Origin of the sequence: Akkermansia sp. N21116 (assembly GCF_029854705.2) — a bacterium.
GTDB lineage: Bacteria > Verrucomicrobiota > Verrucomicrobiia > Verrucomicrobiales > Akkermansiaceae > Akkermansia.
The window spans coordinates 3183432-3194965 of sequence record NZ_CP139035.1; the positions used below are offsets into that span (position 1 = coordinate 3183432).

Below are 11534 nucleotides of genomic sequence, written 5' to 3' on the forward strand. Positions count from 1 at the left end.
AAGATTCATCAAATAGTCAAAAATAGAAATTGCTATCTATTTGCTACGGATTTCAAAACCGTGCACAAGTATTTTTTTTCTCGTTAATATCTTTTTTATTATCAGTTGCGATTCGGCTCCAGTCACGAATCCTAAAGCGGTACATCCATAGAGTCCGCGCATTGTAATATCACTAACAATAAGCTAATTATAGAAATTTTAGCGGTTTTGAAATCCGCTAATTCTCCATTACCCATAAACAACAAATATGTCCCAATGAACATTAAATATCTACCTCTCCTTGCCTGTGCTCCTTTTGCATACATCTCCGATGCGCAAGAGGTCATTGATTCTCTTGAATCCTGGGCTAATGCCGTCAACAATAATAGCGGGTCCAACAGTTATATCCTGGCGACCAACCTCAAGACAACATCTTCAGTTTCACTCAACAACGGAGATCTTCTAATCGATCTTGAGGGCCATCAGATTACTTTCGGAAAAACAGGAAGCTCGGTTTCCGACAAACTCCAATGGGGTATCCAAATCAAAGAGTCTTCTACGTTAACACTCATGAATGGAACTCTCCAAGGGAAGTATTACGATACCATTGGCAAGGGAATTGTCACCAACCACGGGAAAGCAACCTTGGATCGCGTCACTATTTCCGACAGTGTCGGAACAGGATACGGGCTGGCAATTTATAATTCCGACTCTTTTAGCTCTTCCATGCCGGAACTCACCCTCACCGACAGCGTCATTAAAAACAATACCATGATTTTTAAAGGAGGAAGAGGCTTTGGAGCCGGCCTGTACAATGGAGCATCCTCCGGAGGCAACCTCTTGGTACAGGGTGCTCTCGCCCATCTGGACAATGTCCAGTTTATCAACAACCGCAATCACGGAGGATTTGGGGGCGCCATTGCCAACGGAAGCACATCTGATGTTGGAACACTTTACATCAAAAACAGCCTGTTCTGGGGCAATGACGCCGTAGAGGATATGGAATATCCCAATTCAAACGAGACTTCGGTGGGAGGAGGGGCCATAGCCAATATGGCCGGAACAGTCCAAATCATTGACTCGGACTTCTACAGCAACCGTTCCGATCTAGGGGGAGCCATCATCAACCGACACATCCTGACCATACGAGCTGATCAGAAGGATGTGTTTTTCTCCAATAATACGATGCACAGTCATTTTGGCGATGAACACAATGGAGCGGATTATATCGAAGGTCCCAACGATATTTATCTGAACTCCATCTTCAACTTTGAAGAAATACCGTCTAATCTACATGGATATTTGAACCACAATTACCTGGAAGCCAAGGAAGGACGTACCATCTACTTTGGTGGGGGCATTCGCGGCCTCAACATTAGGAAATCAGAAGATGGCACATACTACGAATCCGTATCCTCCCGCGACAACGTTGTCTGGATCAACAAGGATGGAGAAAATGGAGAAAAATATGCCGGAGCTATTTATTTCGCGAAAACCGCGATTGTCCAATCCGTCAATATCACATTATACAACGGGACCATGAGCGTCGAAGACGGCGACGTATTCTACAGCGACCGCGATCGATTCGATCCCATACGAGACCGGACCCACCTGCGTCACCGTAACAACTTTTCCCTCCAGGGGGGGAAACTGGATCTCTCCCGTCTATTGACCGGAACCTTCTCCATTGAGAACCTGCTCCTCACCCGGGGAAGCGTCCAATTCGCCACCATGCGCGAACATCCTCTCCAATCCCTGATCATTGGAACTTCCGGCTGGAGTGCCGGCAATCCGGAAACCATTACGTTCGCAGTCGACTGCCTGGGCGATTACAATAAAAAGTACGACTATACGCTGCTGGACTACGTGAACGAGAACCTTACGGATGATGACCTCCGGCATTTTGAACTGCAGGTCGACCACTATGGAGAAGGCTGGGCATTGCGCGTTGTCGATGGGGATCTCGTCATTCACTGGGAAGGTGATGATGAAGGAACATGTCCGCCTTGCGATTTGCCGCATTATCCCGAATGCCCCGAAGTCCCCACATCTCCAGAATCTTCCATATGTCCGGGGTTGCCTGAAATCACCTCCGAACGTAAAGGAGAACTTGTCGAAAATTCTCTCTGGGGGCTTGATACGAACCTGAACGCCATGGGGAACGGAGCCTTGGAGCAGATGAATCCCTACCGCATGGTCGCCGGTCCCTGCCGCAACTTGTGGGTTCAGGGTATCGGAGACTTTGCCAATCAGAAATCCCGTGGAGGAATTGACGGATTTGATTACGCGGGCGGCGGATATGCCGCCGGCATGGATGGACGCTTGTGCGGCAACGCCGGATTCCTGGGTGTCGCCATAGGGCAAATCTGGGGAACAATGCAAAGCCGGGACTATGCCTCGCAAATCGACCAGGACACGATCATGGGAACCGTCTATTGGGGTAACATATTGAAAGCCACCGAGGATCGAGCCTGGCTTCTCAAAGGAGCCCTGACATTCGGCCAGTCGGAAAACCACCTGAGCGCCTACCACTCGGACGGTTCGTCCAGTACGGGTAAATGGGACAACAACGGCTGGCTGTTGCAGATGGAGGCCTCCTACCGTTTGAAAATAGATGAAACATGGACATGGGCTCCCTTTGCCGGACTGGAATATGCGGAAGGCAAACGCGACGCCTTCCGGACGAGAGGAAACAATACTCCCGATGCCATCTACGAAAAATCCCGTTTGCAGAAGTTGACCGTACCTGTCGGGATACAGATAGACAGACTCGGTTCGCTTTGGGAAAAGCCTTGGATGAATACTCTGAAGCTATCCTACGCCTTCGATGTCTCCCGCTCCAATCCGGATTCACTCGCGACGATGGAAGGCTTCCGACCGTGGAAGGTCGGCAGTGCGGACCCGTCCCGCCATGCTTTCCGTGCGGATTTCAACACCATGCTTGATCTAAACGACAAGTGGCGTGTATTTGCCGGATATCTTCTGGAAGTCAGGGGATCGGGCGTATACCACCAGATCAACGCCGGAGTCAGCCTTGGCTTTTGAGAAGACAGGCAGCGATTCGAATAGATAATATCACTCATTCTTTACAATCACGTTTATGAAAACAACAATCATTCTTGTTCTTTCCGTTTTCGCGGCCGGCATTCTATCATCCTGCTGCTGCGAGGATCAAAATGCCCCGGCCTCAGTTCCTCCTCCGGTAGTGATTCAGTCCAAGAAGTAATCTTCTCCCCTCATTAAGACTGAATTCTCAAACCACACCCGGTATTGTCCGGGCGTGGTTTTTTAACAGAGCATAAGATATAACTCTTTGTCAAAATGAGTAGAGATGAACTTAACTATCGTCTCTTAATACTCGTTGCATACTCAGGCTATATTCTCAAAATAACAGTTCCCACTCATTTTAACGTTGACCCGTTTTACCCCTGCTGGCCGGCAGCTTCCGCCGCGGCTTCCTCATGGGAAAGCATGTGCACAATCACCTTGAGTCCGTTTTTCTCTCCGGCAGCTTTGGCCAATGAACGGATCGCCGAAGCAGTCATGCCGTTCCTGCCAATCAAGCGGGCAACGTCCGACTTCTCCAAAATCAAGCGGAAACGGACAATATTACTGTCCGGTACCTCGGCCACGCGTAATTCCGCCATTTGCGGATTCTTGACAAACTGCATGGCAACCAATTGAAGATACTGACGGATTTGGGCAACAGCGGGACTCATAGCAATACAAACAAAGGGTTCAACAACAGTTTCATTATAGAAATATCCCACCCTTTGGCAACTTCCTTTTTACCGGTTCCAAACCTATCGCCGCTTCACCAACCAAAACGGTTCCTAATAGACCCCCAATATTCTCTTGTAAGAATTTTCCTCCCCGAAACGTACCAAATAAGTACGCAACCAATTTTCAGCGTAAAATCATGAAAACGAACATATCAAGACGACACTTCCTCAGTACGGGGAGCAAGGCGGCCGTGGGACTCTCGGTTATCCCGACCATATTGGGTACAAGTTTCGGGGCAGAAGCGGAAAATGTTTCCAAATCACCCAATGAGAAACTAAACATCATTGCGATAGGTATCGGTGGTCGTGGATCAGCAGTTATCCGCGGATTGGAAAGCCAGAACATCATTGGTCTGTGTGATGTTGACAAAAAATACAGTAACCATGTCTTCAAGCGTTATCCTAAAGCAAAACAATACTGCGATTACCGGAAAATGTATGAAGAACTCGGTAACGAGGCAGATGCGGTAGTCATCGCAACACCAGACCACACCCATGCTATCATGGCTGCAGAAGCCATCACCATGGGTAAACACGTCTATTGTGAAAAGCCATTGACTCACAGTGTTTATGAATCCAGATTACTCACCAAACTAGCCGCAAAATACAAAGTAGCTACTCAAATGGGTAACCAAGGAGCTTCCGGTCCGGGTGTCCGTAAAATATGTGAATGGATTTGGAACGGAGAAATCGGTGAAATTCGCAAAGTGGAAGCCTTTACCGACAGACCCATTTGGCCTCAGGGATTAAATCGTCCCGCAGGAGGTTCCCCTGTACCGGACACTTTAAACTGGGATTTATTCCTCGGTCCGGCACCGTACAGAGATTATGCTCCGGTATACACTCCGTGGAACTGGCGCGGATGGTGGGATTTCGGGACAGGTGCTTTGGGAGACATGGCCTGTCACATTCTACACCCTGTCTTCAAAGCTCTTCATCTGGGTTACCCCACCAAAGTTCAAGGAAGTTCCACGTTGTTACTAACGGACTGTGCGCCTCAGGCACAAACTGTCCGGTTCATTTTCCCGTCTCGTGACAATTTATCCAAAGTCAGCATGCCGGAAGTCGAAGTTGTCTGGTATGACGGTGGACTTAGGCCGTCCCTGCCCGAAGGATTTCCCTCGGGCAAAGATCTCAACGATGGTGGTGGATGTGTCATCTTTCACGGAACGAAAGATACATTGATTTGCGGATGTTACGGCAAAGATCCGTGGTTATTATCGGGCAGAGTTCCCCATGTTCCTAAGGGTCTGAGAGAAGTCACCACTTCTCATGAAATGGACTGGGTTCGAGCTTGTAAGGAAAGTGCTTCAAACCGGACGGAAACGGCTTCACCCTTCTCGGAAGCCGGGCCTCTCAACGAAATGGTCGTCATGGGTGTTCTCGCTATACGTCTCCAGGCCCTCAATCAGGAATTACACTGGGACGGCGAAAACATGAAATTCACCAACATCCCTACCGATGCAAAAATCAGGACGGTTATCGAAGACGGTTTCCAGATCAAAGATGGTCACCCGACTTTTTCGAAAAAATGGACGGATCCTGTCAATGCCATCGCATTTGCCAACGAATTGATCAAGCACACCTATCGTGACGGATGGAAACTTCCGGAAATGCCACACTAAGTGCATGATTAAAAAACATTGAAACACAACAATATCATCTATTATTGAAATGAAATACATCATCCCAGTATTGAGCAGTTGTCTGACATTAGGCTCACTGTTAAACGCTAAAGAAGCCTCTGTCAAAACGGTCAACACAGAAGACAATCAAACTATTGAATATAAGGAATTGGAAAAGCCTTCCGTCGATTTAAGTCAATTTGCCAAAGATGAGGACGGATACATCCACATCTTTGACGGGAAGACACTCAAAGGTTGGAGAGGATACGGAAAAGATGCCGTTCCCAGCAAGTGGACCATTGACAACGGAGCCATCAAATTCAACGGTACGGGAGGAGGAGAAGCCCAAACCAAAGAAGGCGGAGACCTTATTTTTGCCCATAAATTCAAGAATTTCGAACTTGAATTGGAATGGAAAGTTTCCAAGGGAGGCAATTCTGGAATTTTCTATCTGGCAAGAGAAATTCAATCCAAGGACACCAAAACCAACACATGGAGAATGGAACCCATTTACATTTCTTCCCCAGAAGCACAGGTTTTGGATAATGATAATCACCCGGATGCAAGACTAGGCAAGAAAGGCAACAGAAAGTCGATGTCGCTTTACGACATGATTCCCGCCAATCCTCAGAATGCCAAGCCTTCCGGAGAATGGAACAAGGCCAAAATCCTTGTATACAAAGGAACAGTTGTCCACTCCCAGAACGACGAAAATGTCCTAGAATATCACCTTTGGACTCAACAATGGACAGACATGTTGCAGGCCAGCAAGTTCAGCAAGTCGAAATGGCCGTTGGCTTTTGAATTGTTAAACAATTGCGGGGGAGAGACCAAAGAAGGCTACATCGGCCTCCAAGACCATGGAGACGATGTCTGGTACAGAAACATCAAGATCAAAGTCCTCGACTAAGATTCGGCATTCACTCTAACAACCATGGCCTGTGTTCCGTTTTGACTACGAACACAGGCCATTTATGCACTTTCGTCAAAAAATGAACTCAAAAAAAGCATTTCTTTCAGGAATTATGTGTATCCTGTTCTCAGCGCTTTGTTTCGACCGACAACAAGTCTTCGCAGAAGTCAATGCCCTTCCTCAAAAAAATATTGCTCTGCAACTTTACAGCGTCAGGCATGACCTGCAAAAGGATTACAAACATACTATTCAACAAGTCAGGGAAACGGGGTACACAATGGTGGAAGCTGCTAATTATAGAGATGGAAAATTCTACGGCCTGACTCCGGAGGACTTCAAAAAAAATCTTAAAGAAGTAGGACTTCGTCCTTTATCTTCACATGTAGGAAAAGAATTGAGCAGAAATGAATTACAGTCTGGAGATTTCAGAGAATCGTTGAAATGGTGGAACGCCTGTATTGACGACCACAAAACAGCAGGTATTACCTACATCATCGTCCCATGGCTATCCGTTCCCAATACATTGAAAGATTTGCAAACTTACTGTAACTACTTCAATGAAATAGGAAAAAAATGCAGGGAAAGGGGACTTTCGTTCGGATACCACAATCATTCCCACGAATTTTCTAAAGTTGAAGGACAATTGATGTATGATTACATGATTGAACATACTGACCCAAAATACGTTTTTTTCCAAATGGATGTCTATTGGATGGTCATTGCTCAACAAAGCCCCGTTGATTATTTTCACAAGTACAAAGGGCGTTTTGAACTGTTGCACATCAAGGACAAACGAGAAATAGGACAAAGTGGAATGGTGGGATTTGATGCCATTTTCCGTAACACCGATACAGCCGGGACAAAGTACCTGATCGTCGAACAGGAACACTTTAGCCAGAACTCTTTTCATGGAATCAAACAAAGTTTAAAATATTTGCAAGAATGTCCCCTGGTCAAAGAACATTACGGCATTTCTTCATCCAAAAAATAACCTGTTTTTGATTGTTTAAATAACTCGATTTCAAGACTTTTCGCACAAAAATCAAACAATTAAAATATCTGATCGCGAAAGCATCTTTAGATATATATAGTCAATCTTATTTGCATATGATTTTTCTTATCTTGTAGCCTTACAGAAACTACTTAACACAACAAATAGTAAATATATTTATATATCAACAAATAAGCATTATCACCCGAAAGATCATATTTAATATTTCATTTTTTGAGTTCATTTAAGTATTTTGAATCAATATCAAAATGGGAGAAAATCGTTATTTTTAAAGCTATAACAAGAGCATTCAACAAGACCTCGGAGACGATAGTTCCAAAGTTTCGTTATCCATAGGTTCTTCTCTGAATCAGTTTCATTTTCCATTGGTAACTTTTCGTTATTCCATTATTTTTGTATATCCCCCACATGCGTATGATCGGCAGGAACCAATCACTTAAGTTATCAGCCAATTTCACAAACTTCTCGGATACCTCGTACCACAAGATGGCTATCAGTCCCTTAAGATGACGGATGTTTCTCTTGCAGGATTCCTGAGCCTGATCCGTCTTGTTTAAAAGCTTACAGAACTCTTCTTGAACATGTAGGCTGATTCAATCACTTCATACGCTTCAAGACACCTCTTCAGTTCCTTCGCCTGGCGTTCTGTGACATTCTTTCCATGCTTACGAAGAATGCATGTCACTTGATTGACGTGTCCATTTGATCTCATCCTTTCTTTTCTGGAAGAACTCCATGAATTTCTCAACGTCCAGGCGGATGACGTGGAATCTGTCTGCCAGAAGTTGGAAATTCCTTTATTGAATTGTTGGGCAATATGTTGATGCTGGGTTTCACTGTTGCGTTTTTCCCTCTGAGATCTCCAATCTTTTATCTGAAGACGCTTCTAAAAACCGGACATTTGAATCGTCTTGCCTTGATAAACACAGTCCTCCACGCCGCGTCGTATGCCCTCCATGCTTGAGTTCCCCCCTATCTATCTACTACCCATTATTCAGGGAAAGCCGACTTCATCAATAAAGTTGAAGTCAGATTTACCTTGCTGCTACTCGCTAAATATCAAGGCTGTTCCACCTCTTCAGATAGCTTATAGAGAAGTACCTCTCCAAGAAGCGTAACAGTAAATAATTCTGCAAAGCCAGGCTCTACGTCAGAATCGATGGATGAGTCCATCTCGCCCTCCCCCCCAGCAATCCACCTCCAACCACAACACCATCAACCCCTAACGCAAAAGGAGCCGTCCCAGCCGGGAGGCTCCTTTGAAAGTTTTTGGTAGGCCTGCCAGGACTCGAACCTGAAACAACGGAGCCAGAATCCGTCGTGTTGCCAATTACACCACAGGCCTTTTTGCTGTAACGGGGGTTCTTCTATCACCGGGTTCCGGGCAAGTAAAGAGAAAATTGATGCGGGGAGGAAAAAATATTTCCCTTTGCCGACTTGATTTGACTTGTAGATTTTCCGGAATATTTCTATAGAATAACTTATTTGAGTTTCTATGACTGAACCATCCTTTCCCACCCAAGATGAACTCTCCCTGGCCGTCACCCGACTCCAGGCACTTGCCGCAGAACTGAATCAGGTTTTGTACGGAAAGGAAGAGCTCATCAATCTGACAATCATCGGCGTTCTCGCCCGTGGCCACATCCTTTTGGAAGGCCTGCCGGGGCTGGGAAAAACGGAATTGGTCAAAGGCCTCTCCAAAGCCCTCGGCATCACGGCCCGGCGCGTGCAATTCACCCCGGACCTTCTGCCGGGCGATATCACCGGCAATCCCATCCTGCAAGAACAGGATGGCAAAAGGGATTTCGTCTTCCAACCCGGACCAGTCTTTACCAATATTCTTCTGGCGGATGAAATCAACCGAGCCTCCCCCAAGACGCAGTCCTCCCTTCTGGAGGCTATGCAGGAACGCCGCGTCACCGTCATGGGAGAAACCCATTCCCTTCCCAACCCCTTTTTCGTCCTCGCCACGCAAAACCCGATTGAACTGGAAGGCACTTACCCGTTACCGGAAGCGCAGCTCGACCGTTTCCTGTTCAAGATCCGCGTGGACCGCAACCCGGCCGATGTCCTTGCCAAAATCGTCCTGAATCGAGAAATCGGAGTCGAACCGACTGTAAAATCCGTTCTGGATGCCGAAACCCTCCTCCAGCTCATGGACCTTGTTTCACGCATCGGCATTCCGGAAGTCGTTGCCAACTACATCGGCCGTCTTGTCAATGCAACCCATCCCGGAGAATCGAAAGCTTCCCAAGGCGTCAAATACGGCTCGAGTCCCCGCGCCGCCCTCGCCCTCGCATCAGCGGGCAAGGCCCGGGCTCTAAGTCAGGGAAGATCCTTCTGCTCGTTTGAGGATGTCCAGTATGTACTCCATCCTGTCCTGGAACATCGCATCCTGCTCAACCACATGGTTCGTCTGGAAGGAACTACTCCCTCCGATATTGTCGACAGGATTCTTGAGGAAATCCCCGCCCAGGAAAAATCGCTTCCCGATTCCCTGAGCGCGGCCAAAGTCAAATAATCCCTTTCTCCGATCATCCTTCTCTCCCCCCCTTCATGAATACTCCGGCATTACTCCGCCGAGGCGCCTTCCTGCTGTGCACATTGTGTACCCTGGCCCTTGCCCTGGTTTCCGACGCTAAAACCATCCCCATCCCGACGGCTAAAAACAGCGGGATCACCATCCAGATGACACCCGCCTTCGACGAATGGAACGGCAATGGGTTCATGCCGGTGCTCATCGAAATCTCCAATTCCACCCCCTATCAAGGGAATTGGGAGGTATCTATCTTTAGCAAAACACAACTGCCGTACCGATTTTCCGTCCCTCCCGGAGGCACTCTCCGGGAAATCATCTACCTCAACCAGAACCTGGGAGAAGATTACCGCGATATCAGGACAAGCTGGGAGGGCACTGCCATCGAACGTAAAGCAGCCTCCTCCATCTCTCTGACGGACAACCCAGGCTGGCGTACCCGGGAAGAATACTCCTACATCGGAGAAAAATCCCTCCCGGCCAAGCAGGCAACGTCCTTCGAAGACGCGATCAAGGACAATGGCAATTGGAACGCCTCCTTCTCGATCATGGACTGGCCTGCCGACCCGCGGGTCTACACCAGTAAGGAAATCCTTATCGTCCCGGAGGAAACTTTTACCAACCGTATTGATACCCCCCATCGGCAAGCCATCCTGGACTGGGTTGCCACAGGTGGCGTTCTCTGGCTGGTCACCAATGACAAGAACCTGAAAAAGCCCATCCAAAACCATCAATTCGGCAGGATCCTCCATCTTCCCGACATTGAAGAACTTTCCTTGAAGGAACGGAAGGACTTCCTCGACACACTCATTAAAGACACCCGTAAAAATCTGCAAAAAATGCCCAATTGCCAGCCAACGATCACCAACCAGGAAGCTCTGGCTTACAAGCTCGGAGAACCCTCCATGTTTCTTGGCTTCCTTCTTTTTGTTTTCGCTCTCCTTGCCGGGCCGGTCAGCTTGAAATACTGGGCACCCGTGGGCAAACGGCAAAGGCTGTTCGTCATCATCCCTTCTCTGGCACTCGTCTTTTCGTCCATCCTGGCAGTCGCTATCCTGTTCTCCGAGGGAATAGGCGGGCAAGGCATCCGGAAAACCCGGATTCTCCTCTTCCCCGATTCGCATTCCGCTTTCATCTGCCAGAACCAAATCTGCCGGACCGGGGTCATCATCGGACAGTCTTTTCCCCTGGATGAAAAAGTCGACATGAAATCATCTCGTATCACCAATATCACCGAGACTTCCATGGGCATGGAACATGAGGGGAATTATGTACGCAACAGAAGCACGGCATCCGGCAATTGGTTCCCGGACCGGTCCATGCTCAAGCAAAGCCTCGGCACTTTCACTCAAACACGCGCCAGAGTGACTCTTCTGCCTGAGAGCAGAGACGGAGCTCCCGTTCTGCTAAGTACATTCCCAACCAGCCTCAGCAACGTGATTTTCAGGGATGAACACGGTCAATTCTGGAAGATACCCAATCTTCCTACCGGAACCAAGGTTTCGGCCCAACCCGTGGAAAAGCCGAACCAGCAGTACAAGGACATGCAGGAAAACACCTTCTTAGCCGATGCCGAGAAGAATGATAAACTCGGTCCCATCCCTTCGCACCCGGATATCCATTGGAACCAGGATACAATCCAGGTTACCGGACCCGTCTCCATCCAACCTTCCACAACCCGCTGACA

The 11534-nt window shown here is 47.7% G+C and carries 7 protein-coding genes and 1 tRNA gene; 6 read left to right on the forward strand and 2 right to left on the reverse strand.

All coding sequences use genetic code 11. From position 1 onward, the window contains the following. Positions 1-255: 255 nt before the first annotated feature. The gene (locus QET93_RS12005) at positions 256-3024 is read left to right on the forward strand and encodes an autotransporter outer membrane beta-barrel domain-containing protein (protein ID WP_280132185.1); all 2769 of its coding nucleotides are present in this window, start codon (positions 256-258) and stop codon (positions 3022-3024) included. A 377-nt stretch (positions 3025-3401) separates the two neighbouring features. Here QET93_RS12005 and QET93_RS12010 read toward each other — a convergent pair whose 3' ends face one another. After that, entirely contained in the window at positions 3402-3698 is a 297-nt protein-coding gene (locus QET93_RS12010) for a KH domain-containing protein (RefSeq protein WP_280132186.1), read from the reverse strand. A 200-nt stretch (positions 3699-3898) separates the two neighbouring features. On the opposite strand from QET93_RS12010, the gene QET93_RS12015 reads away from it, so the two are divergent. The 3 genes from QET93_RS12015 (at position 3899) to QET93_RS12025 (ending at position 7290) form a co-directional block, all read left to right on the forward strand. Further along, positions 3899-5386 (forward strand): Gfo/Idh/MocA family oxidoreductase, encoded by a 1488-nt coding sequence (locus tag QET93_RS12015; protein ID WP_280132187.1) that lies wholly within the window; start codon positions 3899-3901, stop codon positions 5384-5386. A 49-nt stretch (positions 5387-5435) separates the two neighbouring features. Then, positions 5436-6296 carry a DUF1080 domain-containing protein gene (locus QET93_RS12020; protein WP_280127323.1) on the forward strand — a complete coding sequence of 287 codons (861 nt, stop codon included), beginning with the start codon at positions 5436-5438 and terminating at the stop codon, positions 6294-6296. Between the two features lie 115 nt (positions 6297-6411). Next, positions 6412-7290, forward strand: coding sequence for a sugar phosphate isomerase/epimerase (locus QET93_RS12025; protein WP_322190003.1), 879 nt, complete (start codon positions 6412-6414; stop codon positions 7288-7290). 1291 nt (positions 7291-8581) lie between these two features. On the opposite strand, the gene QET93_RS12030 is transcribed toward QET93_RS12025, so the two are convergent. Next, positions 8582-8656, reverse strand: a tRNA-Gln gene (locus QET93_RS12030). Between the two features lie 150 nt (positions 8657-8806). Between QET93_RS12030 and QET93_RS12035 the strand changes: the two genes are divergently transcribed. Both QET93_RS12035 and QET93_RS12040 read left to right on the forward strand, forming a co-directional pair. Then, complete coding sequence (locus tag QET93_RS12035) at positions 8807-9832, forward strand: MoxR family ATPase (RefSeq protein WP_280127325.1); 1026 nt, start codon at positions 8807-8809, stop codon at positions 9830-9832. Between the two features lie 35 nt (positions 9833-9867). Further along, complete coding sequence (locus tag QET93_RS12040; protein ID WP_280127326.1) at positions 9868-11532, forward strand: hypothetical protein; 1665 nt, start codon at positions 9868-9870, stop codon at positions 11530-11532. Positions 11533-11534 lie beyond the last annotated feature (2 nt).

Excerpts from the sequence above, each read along its gene's own strand:
- QET93_RS12020 (WP_280127323.1), top strand. The coding sequence starts at position 5,436 with ATGAAATACATCATCCCAGTATTGAGCAGTTGTCTGACATTAGGCTCA.
- QET93_RS12035 (WP_280127325.1), top strand. The coding sequence starts at position 8,807 with ATGACTGAACCATCCTTTCCCACCCAAGATGAACTCTCCCTGGCCGTC.
- QET93_RS12015 (WP_280132187.1), top strand. The coding sequence starts at position 3,899 with ATGAAAACGAACATATCAAGACGACACTTCCTCAGTACGGGGAGCAAG.
- QET93_RS12005 (WP_280132185.1), top strand. The coding sequence starts at position 256 with ATGAACATTAAATATCTACCTCTCCTTGCCTGTGCTCCTTTTGCATAC.
- QET93_RS12010 (WP_280132186.1), bottom strand. The coding sequence starts at position 3,698 with ATGAGTCCCGCTGTTGCCCAAATCCGTCAGTATCTTCAATTGGTTGCC.
- QET93_RS12040 (WP_280127326.1), top strand. The coding sequence starts at position 9,868 with ATGAATACTCCGGCATTACTCCGCCGAGGCGCCTTCCTGCTGTGCACA.
- QET93_RS12025 (WP_322190003.1), top strand. The coding sequence starts at position 6,412 with ATGTGTATCCTGTTCTCAGCGCTTTGTTTCGACCGACAACAAGTCTTC.